Genomic DNA, 14,862 nt, shown 5'->3' with positions numbered 1-14,862 from the left:
TTTTATATCCGCAGCTAAGCTGCCATGTGGGTTTAAAAATGGTTTTTCAATTCGCGCAGGGCGGTGAAGACTTGTTCTTCGCTGTGCAGGCTTTGGCCGGCGAGTTCGGTAGTGCGGGAGGCTACCTGAAAATCGGCGGTGCGCAGGAAGGGGTTGATTTGCCGCTCATGGGCAAGGGATACGGGTAAGGTGGGGGTGTGCACGGCGGAGGCCAGGCTGCAGGCGATCTCGGGGTTGTGCGGCTCGATGTGTGCGGCGAAACGCAGGTTGGCGGCGGTGTATTCGTGGGCGGGGTAGAGCAGGGTGTTTTCAGGTAGCCTGTTGATGCATTGCAGGGAGGCGAAGAGTTGGGCGGGGGTGCCGTCGAAAACGCGGCCGCAGCCGGCGGAAAAGAGGGTGTCGCCGCAGAAGAGATGGGCTTGCCCGCCTGCTTGCAGCAAGTAGCTGAGGTGGGTTTGGGTGTGGCCGGGGGTGTGCCAAACTTCCACTTGGCTTTGCCAGAGCGGCCAGCGGCTGCCTTCGCCTACGGTGTGGGTGGCGTGTGGGATGTCGTGGTTGGCGTAAATGCGGCAGTCGGGGAACTGGCGGATGAGCTCGGGCAGGCCGGCGGTGTGGTCGGCGTGGTGGTGGGTAATCCAGATTTGGCGCAGCGCCAGGCCGTGGGCTTTCAGGTAGCCTGCTACGGGGGCGTCGCCGCCGGGGTCGATGCAGACGGCTTCGTTGCCTTGTTGGAGCAGCCAGATGTAGTTGTCGGCAAGGGCTTGGATAGGAGTGATTTTGAACATGATGGCGATGTTAATAAATTGACAAAAGGGTGGCCGATTGCTAGCCTTCACAGCATTTTACACGATAAGGGAGCGGCAGATGACCGCTGTGGATTATGTAGTGAATTTGGTGTTGAGTGGGATTTTGATTGTGGGGGCGTATCAGTTTTATTTTTTCACCCAGCGCCACCCGCTGCGACCGGCACAGGTGCTGAATTCGCCACTGGATGAGAAGATTCCGTTTGTGGCTTGGTGGTCGTGGGTGTATAGCTTTTTGTATTATCCGGCAATTTTGTATTTAAACTGGCTGATGGCGGATTCGCGCCAGTTTGTGATGACGGCGTTTAGCTTTTTGATTTTGCTGTTTGTACAAATGGTGTTTTTCTGGCTGTGGCCGGTGTCCACGCCGCCGCACTGGCGCAGTGTGAACACGGGCAAAACGGCTTCGGAGAAGTTTTTGCTGTTTGTGCAGAAGTTCGACCAATCCACCAACTGCTTCCCGAGCATGCACGTTTCGGTGGCGATGCTTACGGCCATGTATGCCTACCCGAGCATGGGCGCGGTGGCGTTTGCCTTTCCGGTGTTGATCGCGCTTTCTTGTATGTTTACCAAGCAGCACTATCTGATGGATTTGCCCGCCGGTGCGTTTTTAGGCTGGCTGGTGTTTAAGCTGTATGGCTGGCTGATGTTGGGATAAATGAGAAGGCTACCTGAAAGTCCCAGGTAGCCTTTTTTACTGCGAGGGTCAGCTAGGAGGCGGCATTGTTATGCCGCTGTTTGAAGTGTCGGGCTGTTCAAGTTTTCAGGTAGCCTGAAGTCTTTGCCAAACAGTATGCATTTGGTACAGGGTGGGTTTATACTCACTCTGTTTTCAATGGATTGTACGGGCTAAGTCTCAATCTTAAGCAAAGGCGGGCAGGCAATCTGCCATTAAACAACAGGGCATGGTTTTCAGCCTGTTAGGCTGGATAGAGGCTACCTGAAAAATTGGCGCGGATATCAGCGCTCGCGGCGTACGCTTTGTCGCCAGCGGCCGTTCACGAGCCGTTTGGTGGTGATTTCGATGTAAGCGCCGTTGGCTTGTCGGCTATCCCATGTGGTGACGGCGATTTTACGCGGAGCGCGACCAGGGATAATCTGCCAGGTTTCTTCGGCGTGGAAGCAGCAGCCGTCGCGGGCAGCGGTGGTCAGGGTGTGGCGGGCGGCATCCACGCGGAACATACCCATGTAGTCGGAGGCGAGCTCGGTGAGCTCGCGGCTTTTAACGAAGCGACCGGATTGGGTCTGCACGTAGATATCGTAGCTGGGGCTGCTGTAGTAGCCACCATTGCCGTTGCGGATGGCCAGGTCGAGTTTGCCGTCGAAGTTGTAGTCACCCATTTGCACATCACTTGGCCACAATCCATTGTTGTGGAAAGCGAGTTGTTCGCTGCGGAAGCTTTGCGAGAAGCTGCCGTGGCGCAGGGTAACTTGGGCTGGGCCCATGCAAATCATGCCATCTCTGTCGCAGCTGTCGCTTTGCACTTCGGCCTGCCAGCCGGGAGGCAGTTTATTCGCATCTACCGTTAGACTGCGGGCGTGGGCGGTGAGGGGCAGAATGGCGAGCAGGAGCAGTAGGGAGGGTTTCATGGCGATCTCCAAGGGTGAGGAAAGGGTTGGGGTGTATTGTAGCAGCAAAATCAGGCGGCTGGCTTGATATAGGTGGATATTTTTCAGGTAGCCTGAATCGGCGGTTTTGGCAAAACGGGGCAAATCGGGCATGATTCGGTTTGGACGAACTGCAAACAGGAAAAGGGCAAATGGAGATTTATCTGGTGGGCGGTGCGGTGCGCGATGCCTTGTTTGGGCGGGAAGTGAAAGACCGCGATTGGGTGGTGGTGGGCGCCGATGCGCTGGCCATGCTCGCGGCGGGCTATCAGCCGGTGGGCAAGGATTTTCCGGTGTTCCTGCACCCCGAAACACATGAAGAATACGCCCTGGCGCGCACCGAGCGCAAAACCGGGCGCGGCTATGCCGGCTTCACTTTCCATGCCGAGCCGGACGTTACCCTGGAGCAAGACCTGCAACGGCGCGACCTCACCATCAACGCCATGGCGCAGGATGAGGCCGGGCAGATTATCGACCCCTTCGGCGGGCAGGCCGATTTGGACGCGGGCGTATTGCGCCACGTTTCTCCCGCCTTCGCCGAAGACCCGGTGCGGATTTTGCGCACCGCGCGGTTTGCCGCCCGCTACGGTTTTCAGGTAGCCCCCGAAACCCTGCGCCTGATGGCGGATATGGTGCAAAACGGCGAAGCCGATGCGCTGGTGGCCGAGCGCGTATGGCAGGAATTTGCGCGCGGGCTGATGGAGGCGCGGCCGGTGCGCATGATTGAAGTGCTGCGCCAATGCGGCGCGCTCGCCGTGCTGCTGCCCGAAGTGGAAGCCCTGTTCGGCGTGCCGCAGCGCGCAGACTACCACCCCGAAATCGACTGCGGCATCCACACCCTGCTCACCCTGCAAAGCGCCGCCGATGCCGGATTGAGCCTGCCCGAACGCTACGCCGCGCTGCTGCACGATTTGGGCAAAGCCGCCACCGCGCCCGAAATCCTGCCCGCACACCACGGCCACGAAGAAGCTGGCGTACCGCTGGTGCAGGCGGTTAATCAGCGCTGGAAAGTGCCCAAAGCCTGCGCCGACTTGGCCGTGCAGGTGTGCCGCTGGCACGGACGGCTGCATAAAGCGGCCGAATTGCGCCCGCAAACCGCCGCCAAAATTTTGCAGCAAACCGATGCCTACCGCCGCCCCGAACGCTTCGCCGCCATGCTCAATGTGTGCCGCGCCGACGCGCAAGGCCGCCTCGGCTTCGAACACGCCGCCTACCCGCAGCGCGACCACTGGCTTGCCCTGCTCGCCGCCGCGCAGCAAACCGACACCGCCGCCATCGCCGCCGCCCACGCCGAGCAACCGCAACGCATCGCCGAAGCCATCGCCGCCGACAGGCTGGCGCGGATTAAACCCTTGCAGGAAGCGTATCGGCGGGAGCAGGAGAGGGCTACCTGAAAAATGACACCGCCGCGTCGCCGATGCCGGCAGCATCCTGCCGTCAAAGAAGTGAAAACCAGGCAGGAACGGCGGGATACTCAATATCGCTGAAGTTTATATTTTCAGGTAGCCTCCAGCAGGGATGAGGCTACCTGAAAAAGTATGGCCGAAATATTTCCTTTCCATCATGTTAGTTCGTTGCCCAGTAGGAAGGAATGTGCTTTGGCTATATTGCCCACCCTTTGCAGGCAGAGTGCTCATGCGCCGAATTTTGAACCGGCTATTAAGCCGTGCTTATTTGCTAAAAGGCAGCGGTTGCGGCTGTACATCGGGCATCGGCGCGATAGGGCTGAATTGCAGGCCGGTTTGCACGGGGGCGAATCGGGCACGGTCGCTTTCTTTGGGCAGGTAGAGGTCGCCTTTGTAGCCGCAGGAGCTCAGGAGCAGCGCAGCGGCGAGGGCGGGGAATAAGGTTCGCATCATCATCAACTCGAAATTGCCTGAAACAGGCGGCTGTGGCAAGATGGGGCATCTTAAACAAAAATGCCACCATACACAAACCATCATGACCGAGACCGAATTTTTGCGCTATTCCGACCAATTGTTTGCCTACATCGAAAACCAGCTCGACCAGTGCGGCGCCGATTTCGACTGCGAACACAACGGCAATGTGCTCACCATCGAGGCCGATAACGGTACGCAGATTATCGTAAACCGTCACACGCCGAACCAGGAGCTGTGGATTGCCGCCAAAAGCGGCGGCTACCACTTCGCCCTGCGCGACGGCGAATGGCGCTCCACCCGCGACGGCAGCAGCTTTTTCGCCATGCTGAATGAAGTGTTGGGCGCGGCGGCGGGCGAAGCGGTGGAGATTGAGCCGCTGTAGTTTGAGCCGGCTGCCGCAGCTGTTGCGAATATATAAGGCTACCTGAAACCATGGCTGTGCCACGTTTCAGATAGCCTTTAGTTTGTTTGGTTCGTTGCCAAGGGGCTTGCTATTGCATTCTGTTTGTCATTTTTTAGCTGGCCTTGAATGCGTGAAAAGAGGCTACCTGAAACACGGCGTATACGGTTTCAGGTAGCCTTGGGTTCGGGCTGGTGTTGCGGCAGACGCTTTCAGGAAGTCGGCGCATTATTGATGCCGGATACGCCAGCAGCGGTGAATTTTGCGGTTGCGGAAATCTTCGGGCACGGATTGGCGGCTGATTTCGGCCACGGCATAGCGTTCGGCCACGGCGGGTTCAAGCTCGAAGCTGCGCAGGTTGTTGGAGAAATAAAGCGTGCCGCTGGGCTCGAGCAACTGCATGGCTTCGCGGATGAGGCGGGGGTGGTCGCGCTGGATGTCGAGGATGTCGAGCATTTTTTTGCTGTTGGAAAAGCTGGGCGGGTCCATCACGATGAGGTCGAAGCACTTGCCTTCGGCGGCGGCGTTTTGCAGGTATTGGAATACGTCGGCGCGGATGATGCGGTGCTGATCGGGGTTGATGTGGTTGAGCTCGAAGTTGCGCCGTGCCCAATCGAGATAGGTGTTGGACAAATCTACGGTTTCGCTGCTGGTGGCACCGCCGGTGGCGGCGTATACGCTGAAGCTGCCGGTGTAGGAAAAGAGGTTGAGGAAGCGTTTGCCTTGGGCTTCGCTGCCCACGAGGGCGCGGGTGTTTCGGTGGTCGAGGAAGAGGCCGGTGTCGAGGTATTTGTCGAGGTTTACCCAGAAGGCGCGGCCGTTTTCGTGCACGATAAAATCTTCGCCGCTGCGGCCGGTTTTTTCGTATTGGCTGCTGCCGCGCTGGCGGCTGCGCTGTTTGAGGTGGATGTGTTCGGCGGGAAAGCCGGTGATGAATTGCACGGCTTCCACCACTTCGGCCAGCCAGGCTTCGTATTCGGCGTGCTGCATGATCCAGCCGGTGTCGTATTCCTGCAGGTGGGCGTGGTTGCCGTAGATGTCGATGGCGAAGGGGTATTGCGGGATGTCGCGGTCGTAGAGCCGCCAGGCTTCGATGTTTTGCCGGCGTGCCCATTTGATGAGGTGTTTGGCGTTTTTGCCCAGCCGGTTGGCAAAGGCAGTGATTTCGCTCATATGAGGGCTACCTGAAAAGTGGAAAAAGGAATGCGGCTATTTTACGGTTAATTGCCCATCGCTCCAAACGGGCCTCTGTGGCTTTCAGGTAGCCTTTTCGGTAGATAGGTGTAAATCCAAAGATTTTGCTTGACCGAACTCGGATAAACGCCTAAGATGCCACCTCTTTTTTGTTCGAAGCCATCGTCTTCAGCCCCCGCAGTTTTATAGCTGCGTCTGTTTGCCGCATTTTGCGTGCAATCCTTCTCTGCTTCGCAGGTTGTCGCCGATGCCACTCCAAGCGTTTTGCTTGCGACAATCTTTTGCGTAACCTCCAGCGGGTTGCCCTCACTTTCCTTGCTGTGTTAGCCCGTTTTGCCGTACTGCCTGTACCGTTTGCGGCTCGCCCTAGTATTGAAAGTGAATGAATCCCGCCTCTTTCTGTTAGCGCATCCTTTTGCTTCGCGGCTGCCCGTTTTGTGCGGGCGGAAAGTATTGTTGTCCTTTTGGAAACACATGACCATCCAATTCAGCGACCTGATGCACGATAAAAACCTGCTCGCCGCCCTGCGTTCTGCCGGCTACATCGAGCCCACCCCCATCCAAACCCAAGCCCTGCCCGCCGCCATCGACGGCCGCGACATCATGGCTTCGGCGCAAACCGGCTCCGGCAAAACTGCCGCTTTCCTGCTGCCCAGCCTGCAGCGCATCACCCGCCGCAGCGACAAGCCCGGCAAAGGCCCGCGCATTCTCGTGCTTACGCCCACGCGCGAGCTGGCGGCGCAGGTGGAAAAAAACGCCAAAATCTACGCCCAAAACATGAAATGGCTGCGCACCGTTACCTTGGTGGGCGGCTCATCTTTCGGCTTCCAAATCAAGGCGCTGGCCAAGCCGATTGATTTGGTGGTGGCCACGCCCGGCCGCCTGATGGACCACATGCGCAGCGGCCGCATCGATTTCGACCGCCTCGAAGTGCTGGTGCTCGACGAAGCCGACCGCATGCTGGATATGGGCTTTATCGATGACATCGAAACCATCGTGGCCGCCACGCCCGAAAGCCGTCAAACCCTGCTCTTTTCCGCCACTTGGGACGGCGCCGTGGGCAAACTCGCCCGCCGGCTCACCAAAAATCCCGAAGTGATTGAAATCGAGCGCGAAGACAACCAGGGCAAAATCGACGAGCAGCTCTTTTACTGCGACGACAAAAACCATAAAAACCGCCTGCTCGACCATATTTTGCGCGATGCCAATATCGACCAGTGCATCATCTTCACCAGCACCAAAGCCATGAGCGAACAGCTGGCCGACGAGCTCTACGAAAAAGGCTTCGCCGCCAACTGCCTGCACGGCGACATGCCGCAAAACTGGCGCAACCGCACGCTGATGGATTTGCGCAAAGGGCGCATCAAAGTGCTGGTGGCCACCGATGTGGCCGCGCGCGGCATCGACGTGCCCAGCATTACCCACGTAATCAACTACGACCTGCCCAAACAGGCCGAAGACTACGTGCACCGCATCGGCCGCACCGGCCGCGCCGGCCGCCACGGCCTCGCCCTTACTTTTGCCGAAGTGAACGAATATGTGGCGGTGCACAAAATCGAAAAATACCTCGGCCGCAAGCTGCCCGAGTTCACCATCGAAGGCATGGAGCCCACTCGCAAGCGCAGCAAAGCCCCGCGCAAAGCCAAAGGCGGCTGGAAACAAAAAGGCGGCCGCAAGCCCAACGGCAGCGGCAAACCCTTCGGTCGTCCTGCCGGCAACCCGCGCGGTAAAGCCCGCAAACCAGCCGCCCAAGGCCGCCGCGCCTGATATGGTTGAACCATTTTTCCCCTGTTAGGCGAAGCGACGCAGCAGGGGGAAATAAGTGTTTGAGCTATGGCCGGCTCAGTAGCAGCTGGCTGTAAAGAATAAAGGCTACCTGAAAATTGGGAAGCGGCACGAAATTGCCGGATTGTTTTCAGGTAGCCCTTAGTTTGCTCGGATGATTGGCTTGTTTGCCCGGCTTAAAGTAAGATGATTGGCTGTTGGAGTGTAGCGAGAACGCTTCCCTGTGCATGAACACTGTGTCGGGGGAGACGCCTAAAGCCAAACCTCAAAACGCCGCTTTTCGAGCAGCTTGTAAAACAGCCAATCTACGGCACATTGTGCCGTAAACGTAAACCGCGGCTAAAACACCTCATTTTCACGGGATGGCCTGGTTTCTATTTTGAACGGCGATACCGTTTGGGCTGCCTGAAAACAGATGGTGTTGCTGATGTTCGCTTTGCCGCAGCCCTATTGTTTTAACTTCATTGAGGCTTCGTTTTCAGGTAGCCTGTTCCATCATTTTTTCCCAACCCTGCCGCTTATGGCCGCAGAAGAACCGTTGATGAATATCACGAGTTAGGAGTGTAACTATATGAAAAACCAACGCGAATCTAATAAACGTAATCCGCGCCGCGCCGATGAAAAAGCTTCAGGTAGCCCTAAGCGCCAGCAGCGGTCCGAAGCTGAGAAAGCGCCGAAAACCCGCGTGGCACGGGCAAAAAAGCTGGCGGTGCGCCCGGCCAACCAAAAAGTGCAGAGCCAAGTGCGCCGTTTGCAGGAACAGCGTTCCGATTTGAGCGGCATCGAGCCGGTGCGCCTGCAAAAGGCACTGGCCGCTTCGGGCGTGGGTTCACGCCGCGAGATGGAGGAGTGGATTCAAAACGGTTGGGTAACGGTGAACGGCAAGGTTGCGCAGCTGGGCGACAAGGTGCAGCCGGAAGACCAGGTGTTGGTGAAAGGCAGCGTGATCAAGCTGAAATGGCCGGATCGATTGCCGCGTATCATATTGTATTACAAGCAGGAAGGCGAGATTGTGTCGCGCGACGACCCGCAGGGGCGCGTGAGCATTTTCGACCGCTTGCCGCAGGCGGCGAGCAGCCGTTGGGTGGCCATCGGCCGCTTAGACATCAATACCAGCGGCCTGCTGATCCTCACCACTTCCGGCGAGCTGGCCAACCGTTTTGCCCACCCGAGCTTCGAAGTGGAGCGCGAGTATGCGGTGCGCGTGTTGGGCGAGCTGGGCATGGATGAGATGCGCCTGCTCACCAGCAAGGGTGTGATGCTGGAAGACGGCCTGGCGCGGGTGGAACGCATCCACAGCCAGGGCGGGGAAGGCGTGAACAAATGGTATAATGTGGTGCTGAAAGAGGGGCGCAACCGCGAAGTGCGCCGCATTTTCGAGCATTTCGGCCTTACCGTGAGCCGCCTGGTGCGCACTGGCTTCGGGCCGATTGGTTTGCCCAACCGATTGAAGCGCGGGCAGTTTTATGAGCTGAACGCAGCGGAAGTAGCCTCGGTGATGAAGTGGGCGGATTTGCCGCTGCCGGATAGCCGCCGCCGGCATGGCTGATGGCATGCTGCCAACTAAAGGCTACCTGAAAAATAAATAGCCGCTTTCCCATTGTTCTTTAACGAGTTATGAAGCAGCCCAACCGTATTGATTCCCAGCCGGCGTTTTTGTTGTCGGCCACGCCGTGGCGCGAAACCAGCCTGCTGGCGGAGCTGTTTAGCCGTGATTACGGGCGGGTGGCGGTGGTGGCGCGCAGCGCGCGCAAACGGCAGAGTGAATTACGTGGCGTGTTGGTGCCGTTTGTGCCGGTTCAGGTGGCCTGGTATGGCAAGGAAGAACTGAAAACGCTGCATCGCGCCGAATGGCTGGGCGGCTGGCCGCAGCCGCAGGGTAGGGCGCTGTTGAGCGGGCTGTATGTGAATGAGTTGGTGCAGAAACTCACTGCCCGAGAAGACCCGCAGCCCGCGTTGTATGCGGCTTTGCAGCAGGTGATGCGCACCTTGTGCACCGAGCCGAACCACGCTGCCGTGCTGCGCCGTTTTGAGTGGACCTTGCTCACGTTGGCGGGCTACGCACCGGACTTGCAGAAAGACAGCGCGGGTTGTCCAGTGGAAGCAGACCGGCAATACTGGCTGCAGCCGGAACATGCGGTGCTGCCGTTGGAGCAGCGGCATAGTCTGACGCCGGTAGAAGTGCAGCCGGGGGTGGTGGTGGATGGCGATGTGTTGATTCAGCTGCAAAACGGCGAATTTACTGATGCCGCCGCTTTGCAGCAGGCCCGCCGGATTACGCGCCTGCTGCTGGATTTTCGCCTGTCGGAAGGGATTAAATCGCGGCAGGTGTTGCAGCAGATACAGGCTTTCAGGTAGCCTTTGTATCTGAATAAGCGGTTAATCGAGCGCCAATTTTTCGTTCCCTGCTTGCAAGTGTAGGAAATTATGGCGCTTAAGTGATGATTTGTATGGTTGCGGTGTTGACCGTACCTTGGAAAAGCTTTGTGGTAATGGCATGCTGGTTGCTAGATATAGCTACAGCGTGAGTCATAAAGCTAAATTGCCAAATTCGATACCCGAAAGGAAAGAATATGCTGTTGGGCGTTAATATCGACCACGTTGCCACTTTGCGTAATGCACGCGGTACGCGCTATCCCAGCCCGTCGGAGGCAGCTTTGGTTGCCGAAACCCATGGTGCGGATTTGATTACCCTGCATTTGCGTGAAGATCGCCGCCATATCAAAGATGCAGACGTATTTGCCATCAAACAGGCAATCCGCACCCGTATGAATTTGGAAATGGCGCTGACGGCAGAAATGCTGGATAACGCTTTGCAGGTGCAGCCGGAAGATGTGTGCATCGTGCCAGAGAAACGGCAGGAAGTAACCACTGAAGGCGGCTTGGATGTGTTGGCGCAACAGCAGACAGTAGCGGAGTTTACGCAGCAATTAAATGCTGCCGGCATCCGCGTTTCGTTGTTTATCGATGCAGATGAGCAGCAAATCAAGGCTGCTCGTGATGTTGGCGCGCAAGCCATTGAACTGCATACCGGCGCATATGCCGATGCAACTTCGCATACCGCTCGACAAAGCGAGTTGTTGCGCTTGGAAGAGGCAGCCTATTTTGCTTCTGAACTGGGTTTGGTGGTCAATGCCGGGCATGGTTTGACGATTCACAACGTAGCGCCGGTAGCACGGATTTTGCCGATTCGTGAGCTGAATATTGGCCATGCGCTCATTGCGCAAGCTGTGTTTTTGGGCTTACCGGAGGCGATACGCCAAATGAAGGATGAAATTTATCGGGCGCGGAGTCAGCCGGATTAGAGGTAAGAGAAATTATAATTATGAGTTGGGATACGATTCAGAATGAAGAATAATAAGAAAAATGGAGTTTTATTGCGATGAATAAATCAAACGTAAGTGGGTTTACTTTAGTTGAGCTGATGATCATTATTGCATTGATTGCTATTTTGGTTACTCTATCATATCCAAGTTATGAGGCTTTCATGCGAAGGGTTCATATGGAGGAGGCTAAGGCAAGTATCATGGTAAAGGCTAGGGATATGGAGCGCTTATATGCCAGTAAAAGGACCTTTACCGATTCAAGTAGCCCAGCGACAGATCCGGTTGATACGGAGTACTTTACTATTGATTTCGCACCAGGTAGTCCCAAGGCAGATAGCTACGAAATTATTGCAAAACCGAAAAATCCTCGTGAAACGCAAGCTCTTTACTACAATAGCATAGGTATTCTCAGTCGTTGCAATGCCTCTACAATGCAGGACTGCGAGCAATACTAATAGTAACAGGATATTTCATTTTTTCTAAAGCCGTTTATACTGCGTGTCCTAATAATTATCTAAAGGAGTAGCAATATGAACGGTTTATCTGTTTTCACCAAACGCGGTTTCACACTGATGGAGATGATGATCATTATTGCCATAGTGGCGATTTTGGCAGCCATTGCGTATCCTTCATACCAATCGTTTGTGCGAAAATCCCGTTTGGAAGAGGCGAATGCTGCTTTGTTGGAAAATAGTCGGGCGATGGAGCGTTTCTATACGAGAAACCGCACTTTTAAAGCCACTTCCACTACTTGGCCGGTGTTGGCGGTTAGTCAAACGCAGCATTTCTGTATTAAATTCCAAGGTAATGCACGTGGGGTGCTGGGAGACAAATATACAATTAAAGCCGTGGCCTTTGATGTAAATAAAGAGCCACGGGTTTTGTTGATAAACCAAGATCAAACCGTGCGGATTTGCCAAAGAAGTCGTAGCCGTTGCGATAATAAAGAGGTATTTTCTGGAGGTAATAATATCGACCAAGAATGCGAATTACTGCATTAGTTTCCTTTTATTTAAATTCAAATTTTGATGAGTATTGTAATCTTACTTGCAACAAAAAATCCAAAATGCCGATTATGCTCGCATGATTCAAAACAATACCGCCCCATTTAGCCTAGGAGAAACCGAACTGCTGGCTGAAATCTTGAGTGGTACGAATTTGATATGGTGTATATGGTGCAGCAGCAGGCGGTGATGCAGCAGTCCCGTTTCGATCCGGATGCCTTCCACCAAGATTTGACGATAAAGACGTAACCGGCATTTGCCCGCATTGCATCAACCCGCCCATGCCGCCGTTGCGTGATTATCTGGTGTGGCGTCAAACGCTGGCTAAACAGGCTACCTGAACATTTCAGGTAGCCTTCTTCCCTGTATAATCAAGCAATAAACCTTATTTGGAAACACTCATGCGTATCATCTCTGCCAACGTAAACGGCATCCGTTCTGCCTATAAAAAAGGCTTCTATGAATACCTTGCCGCGAGCGGCGCCGATATTGTTTGCGTGCAGGAGCTCAAGGCTCAAGAAGCCGATTTGGACGGCAGCATGAGAGCTCCGCATGGTATGTACGGCGTTTGGCATTGCGCCGAAAAGCGCGGCTATTCCGGCGTGGCGCTGTATAGCAAACGCGAGCCAGACCGCGTGCAAACCGGCATGGGTATTGTCGAATTCGATGCCGAAGGCCGCTTCGTGCAGGCCGATTTCGGCAATTTATCTGTGATTTCGCTCTACTTGCCGTCCGGCAGCAGTTCGGAAGAGCGCCAGCAGGTGAAGTTTCGTTTCCTAGAAGCCTTCTACCCGATGTTGCGCGAGCTGCAAACCCAAGGCCGCGACATCGTGATCTGCGGCGATTGGAATATCGCGCACCAAAACATCGACTTGAAAAACTGGAAAGGCAACCTGAAAAACTCCGGCTTCCTGCCCGAAGAGCGCGAGTGGATCGGCAAAGTGATTGCCGAACTGGGCTGGGTGGATATTTGGCGCACGCTCTATCCCGAAACGCCCGGCTACACCTGGTGGAGCCAGCGCGGCCAGGCCTATGCCAAAGACGTGGGCTGGCGTATCGACTACCAAATGGCCACGCCCGCCCTGGCCGAGCGCGCCCGCTCCGCCCATGTTTATAAGCAGGAGAAATTCTCCGATCACGCCCCGCTGGTGGTGGATTACGATTATCCGCTGTAGCGGATGCCGGCGTTCCGGTTTTTCAGAAATCCGGCATTTCGGAAAACCTGTTTCAGGTAGCCCGCATTTTGCCCGGCAGGTTGCCTGAAAAGCCGATTGTTTATATTAAATGTTTGATAGTTTTGAACTGTACGTTTTTAGGTAGCCTGTAGTATCTGTTTAAGGGCTACCTGAAACCACGAAAACCAACCCAAGGAAACACCATGTATTTTGTAGACCGCAGCGCCGTGGTGGTGAAGCCCACCGAAGCCTTCCTCGCCTGGCTCAAAAGCACCGGCGACGACCTGCCCGACCTCACCCTTGCCCAAATCCGCAGCAATTGCAGCGTATATTTGTTGGCGCAGGCTGATACACCCGAAGAGAGCGCCGGCTTGTTCGGCGAACGCTGGCGCGAGGTGTTCAGCGGCGAGATTGCTTCGTGGGAGGTGCCGCAGGAGCAATGGCCGGAGCTCACGCCCGAGCTGTTTACCCGCTTTTTCGATCTCGAATTCCACGACATGGTGCTGGATACGGATGACGATGACATCCGCGTCAGCCCCGTGGTGGACAACATGATGTAGCCGCCATGCAGCCTTTTCAGGTAGCCTTTCGGCCTTCGCGGCTGCAACGCGTGCTGCAGTTGGCTGCATGGGTGTGGCTGGCCGTTATCTGGCTGCTGTATTTCGCTGGTTGGCTGCGCCTGATCGGCCTCGCACTCACTGCTTCCGCCGCTTGGTATGCCCTGCGCCGGCTGTTGCCAATCGGCAGCCTCACAGTGGGCAGTGGCGGCGAGGCCGTGTTGTTTTTGCAGTCGCAGCAAATTGCCGTGGCGGCCACTCTGCGCGGCGGCGTGGTGCTGCCGTGGCTGCAACTCTTGCGCTGGCAAACCGACGGCGGCCGGCAGATTTACCAAGCCGTGTGGCCGGATTCCGCCGATGCCGAAGGCCTGCGCCGCCTGCGTGTGTGGGCGCGTTGGGGCAGGTGCGGAAGAAACGGAGCAAGCCGGTGGATATACAGGATTTTCGCTAACAACAGCCATGTCAATGCGGCATACTTTATTGGCTTTTCCATTGCATACAGGACTCAACCCTATGACCAATCCCAACCACCTTATCCTGCCCAGCCGTTTCGGTTTTGCCGAAACGCTGGCCGTGTTGAAACAGGCTTTTGCCGCCAAGCAGATTACCCTGTTTGCCGAAATCCCGCATTCTGCGCTGGCCGCCGAACACGGCCTGCCGCTGGCGCCCGCCAGCCTGCTGATTGTCGGCCACCCGGCCAAAGGCACGCCGCTGATGCAGGCCGATTTGCTGCTGGCCGCCGAGCTGCCGCTGAAAGTGTTGGTGTACGAGCAAAACGGCCGCGTGCAGGTGCTGTACCGCCGCGTGTTGCCGCTGGTGGCGGGGCGCGGTTTGGATGCGGCCGAAACTGCTGCCGCGCAAATCGATGCCGCCACGGGCACACTGATTGCCGCCGCGCTGGAGAGTGTGCCGGGCTGAATTTTGCTGCGGTATAATGCGGCGGCAAAAGGCTACCTGAAAAGGTTTAACCGTTTTCAGGTAGCCTTCGTTTAAATCAGGCTACCTGAAAACGCCGCTCAAAACCCGGCCAGTAAGCGCTTGGCACAATAATGCCGACCGACACCGTTATTTTCAGCTAGCCTTTGCCAAGCCGCCCTTACCGGCATACAGGCTACCTGAAAACCCGTTTG

16 protein-coding genes and 1 pseudogene are annotated in these 14,862 nt (G+C 56.1%); 13 read left to right on the top strand and 4 right to left on the bottom strand.

Translation table 11 applies throughout. The features are described 5' to 3' along the window. Positions 1 to 32: 32 nt before the first annotated feature. Positions 33 to 785, bottom strand: coding sequence for a hydroxyacylglutathione hydrolase (gene gloB / locus A7P99_RS06175; protein WP_067686959.1), 753 nt, complete (start codon positions 783 to 785; stop codon positions 33 to 35). Between the two features lie 79 nt (positions 786 to 864). Between gloB and A7P99_RS06170 the strand changes: the two genes are divergently transcribed. After that, positions 865 to 1,461 (top strand): phosphatase PAP2 family protein, encoded by a 597-nt coding sequence (locus A7P99_RS06170; RefSeq protein ID WP_067440539.1) that lies wholly within the window; start codon positions 865 to 867, stop codon positions 1,459 to 1,461. Positions 1,462 to 1,763: 302 nt separating this feature from the next. Here A7P99_RS06170 and A7P99_RS06165 read toward each other — a convergent pair whose 3' ends face one another. Then, positions 1,764 to 2,525: a VCBS repeat-containing protein gene (locus A7P99_RS06165; protein ID WP_067447671.1), complete on the bottom strand. Its 762-nt coding sequence runs from the start codon at positions 2,523 to 2,525 to the stop codon at positions 1,764 to 1,766. Between the two features lie 38 nt (positions 2,526 to 2,563). Between A7P99_RS06165 and A7P99_RS06160 the strand changes: the two genes are divergently transcribed. Beyond that, entirely contained in the window at positions 2,564 to 3,805 is a 1,242-nt protein-coding gene (locus A7P99_RS06160) for a multifunctional CCA addition/repair protein (RefSeq protein ID WP_067447674.1), read from the top strand. A gap of 276 nt (positions 3,806 to 4,081) precedes the next feature. Here A7P99_RS06160 and A7P99_RS06155 read toward each other — a convergent pair whose 3' ends face one another. Continuing rightward, positions 4,082 to 4,273, bottom strand: a complete 192-nt coding sequence (locus A7P99_RS06155) for a lipoprotein (protein WP_082880678.1) — start codon at positions 4,271 to 4,273, stop codon at positions 4,082 to 4,084. A gap of 76 nt (positions 4,274 to 4,349) precedes the next feature. Between A7P99_RS06155 and cyaY the strand changes: the two genes are divergently transcribed. Beyond that, complete coding sequence (gene cyaY, locus A7P99_RS06150) at positions 4,350 to 4,673, top strand: iron donor protein CyaY (protein ID WP_067447855.1); 324 nt, start codon at positions 4,350 to 4,352, stop codon at positions 4,671 to 4,673. Positions 4,674 to 4,919: 246 nt separating this feature from the next. Here the strand turns inward: cyaY and A7P99_RS06145 are convergent, their stop codons facing one another. After that, positions 4,920 to 5,864, bottom strand: coding sequence for a class I SAM-dependent methyltransferase (locus A7P99_RS06145; protein ID WP_067447676.1), 945 nt, complete (start codon positions 5,862 to 5,864; stop codon positions 4,920 to 4,922). A gap of 495 nt (positions 5,865 to 6,359) precedes the next feature. Between A7P99_RS06145 and A7P99_RS06140 the strand changes: the two genes are divergently transcribed. From A7P99_RS06140 to A7P99_RS10240, 10 genes and pseudogenes are all read left to right on the top strand, one after another. Further along, entirely contained in the window at positions 6,360 to 7,652 is a 1,293-nt protein-coding gene (locus tag A7P99_RS06140) for a DEAD/DEAH box helicase (RefSeq protein WP_067528393.1), read from the top strand. Between the two features lie 589 nt (positions 7,653 to 8,241). Further along, on the top strand, positions 8,242 to 9,219 hold the full coding sequence (locus A7P99_RS06135) for a pseudouridine synthase (RefSeq protein ID WP_067686956.1): 978 nt from the start codon (positions 8,242 to 8,244) through the stop codon (positions 9,217 to 9,219). A 68-nt stretch (positions 9,220 to 9,287) separates the two neighbouring features. Continuing rightward, positions 9,288 to 10,028 carry a DNA repair protein RecO gene (gene recO, locus A7P99_RS06130; protein WP_067686954.1) on the top strand — a complete coding sequence of 247 codons (741 nt, stop codon included), beginning with the start codon at positions 9,288 to 9,290 and terminating at the stop codon, positions 10,026 to 10,028. A 215-nt stretch (positions 10,029 to 10,243) separates the two neighbouring features. Further along, the gene (gene pdxJ / locus A7P99_RS06125) at positions 10,244 to 10,975 is read left to right on the top strand and encodes a pyridoxine 5'-phosphate synthase (protein ID WP_067440566.1); all 732 of its coding nucleotides are present in this window, start codon (positions 10,244 to 10,246) and stop codon (positions 10,973 to 10,975) included. A gap of 77 nt (positions 10,976 to 11,052) precedes the next feature. Then, positions 11,053 to 11,451 (top strand): type IV pilin protein, encoded by a 399-nt coding sequence (locus tag A7P99_RS06120; RefSeq protein WP_067440569.1) that lies wholly within the window; start codon positions 11,053 to 11,055, stop codon positions 11,449 to 11,451. Positions 11,452 to 11,526: 75 nt separating this feature from the next. Then, positions 11,527 to 11,997 carry a type IV pilin protein gene (locus tag A7P99_RS06115; protein WP_067447686.1) on the top strand — a complete coding sequence of 157 codons (471 nt, stop codon included), beginning with the start codon at positions 11,527 to 11,529 and terminating at the stop codon, positions 11,995 to 11,997. 82 nt (positions 11,998 to 12,079) lie between these two features. After that, positions 12,080 to 12,341 (top strand): annotated as a pseudogene (locus tag A7P99_RS09705) (hypothetical protein). A 60-nt stretch (positions 12,342 to 12,401) separates the two neighbouring features. Further along, positions 12,402 to 13,175: an exodeoxyribonuclease III gene (locus A7P99_RS06110; protein WP_067447688.1), complete on the top strand. Its 774-nt coding sequence runs from the start codon at positions 12,402 to 12,404 to the stop codon at positions 13,173 to 13,175. A gap of 203 nt (positions 13,176 to 13,378) precedes the next feature. Beyond that, positions 13,379 to 13,735: a hypothetical protein gene (locus A7P99_RS06105; protein WP_067440574.1), complete on the top strand. Its 357-nt coding sequence runs from the start codon at positions 13,379 to 13,381 to the stop codon at positions 13,733 to 13,735. Between the two features lie 510 nt (positions 13,736 to 14,245). After that, the gene (locus A7P99_RS10240) at positions 14,246 to 14,650 is read left to right on the top strand and encodes a DUF302 domain-containing protein (protein WP_067447692.1); all 405 of its coding nucleotides are present in this window, start codon (positions 14,246 to 14,248) and stop codon (positions 14,648 to 14,650) included. Positions 14,651 to 14,862 lie beyond the last annotated feature (212 nt).

The organism is Eikenella sp. NML120348 (genome assembly GCF_001648435.1).
In the GTDB taxonomy this organism is placed as follows: Bacteria; Pseudomonadota; Gammaproteobacteria; order Burkholderiales; family Neisseriaceae; genus Eikenella; species Eikenella exigua.
Note: the sequence above shows the minus strand (reverse complement) of the source record. Positions and strands in the feature narration are given on the sequence as shown.

Excerpts from the sequence above, each read along its gene's own strand:
- gloB (WP_067686959.1), bottom strand. The coding sequence starts at position 785 with ATGTTCAAAATCACTCCTATCCAAGCCCTTGCCGACAACTACATCTGG.
- A7P99_RS06170 (WP_067440539.1), top strand. The coding sequence starts at position 865 with ATGACCGCTGTGGATTATGTAGTGAATTTGGTGTTGAGTGGGATTTTG.
- A7P99_RS06165 (WP_067447671.1), bottom strand. The coding sequence starts at position 2,525 with ATGCCCGATTTGCCCCGTTTTGCCAAAACCGCCGATTCAGGCTACCTG.
- A7P99_RS06160 (WP_067447674.1), top strand. The coding sequence starts at position 2,564 with ATGGAGATTTATCTGGTGGGCGGTGCGGTGCGCGATGCCTTGTTTGGG.
- A7P99_RS06155 (WP_082880678.1), bottom strand. The coding sequence starts at position 4,273 with ATGATGATGCGAACCTTATTCCCCGCCCTCGCCGCTGCGCTGCTCCTG.
- A7P99_RS06145 (WP_067447676.1), bottom strand. The coding sequence starts at position 5,864 with ATGAGCGAAATCACTGCCTTTGCCAACCGGCTGGGCAAAAACGCCAAA.
- A7P99_RS06140 (WP_067528393.1), top strand. The coding sequence starts at position 6,360 with ATGACCATCCAATTCAGCGACCTGATGCACGATAAAAACCTGCTCGCC.
- A7P99_RS06135 (WP_067686956.1), top strand. The coding sequence starts at position 8,242 with ATGAAAAACCAACGCGAATCTAATAAACGTAATCCGCGCCGCGCCGAT.
- recO (WP_067686954.1), top strand. The coding sequence starts at position 9,288 with ATGAAGCAGCCCAACCGTATTGATTCCCAGCCGGCGTTTTTGTTGTCG.
- pdxJ (WP_067440566.1), top strand. The coding sequence starts at position 10,244 with ATGCTGTTGGGCGTTAATATCGACCACGTTGCCACTTTGCGTAATGCA.
- A7P99_RS06120 (WP_067440569.1), top strand. The coding sequence starts at position 11,053 with ATGAATAAATCAAACGTAAGTGGGTTTACTTTAGTTGAGCTGATGATC.
- A7P99_RS06115 (WP_067447686.1), top strand. The coding sequence starts at position 11,527 with ATGAACGGTTTATCTGTTTTCACCAAACGCGGTTTCACACTGATGGAG.
- A7P99_RS06110 (WP_067447688.1), top strand. The coding sequence starts at position 12,402 with ATGCGTATCATCTCTGCCAACGTAAACGGCATCCGTTCTGCCTATAAA.
- A7P99_RS06105 (WP_067440574.1), top strand. The coding sequence starts at position 13,379 with ATGTATTTTGTAGACCGCAGCGCCGTGGTGGTGAAGCCCACCGAAGCC.
- A7P99_RS10240 (WP_067447692.1), top strand. The coding sequence starts at position 14,246 with ATGACCAATCCCAACCACCTTATCCTGCCCAGCCGTTTCGGTTTTGCC.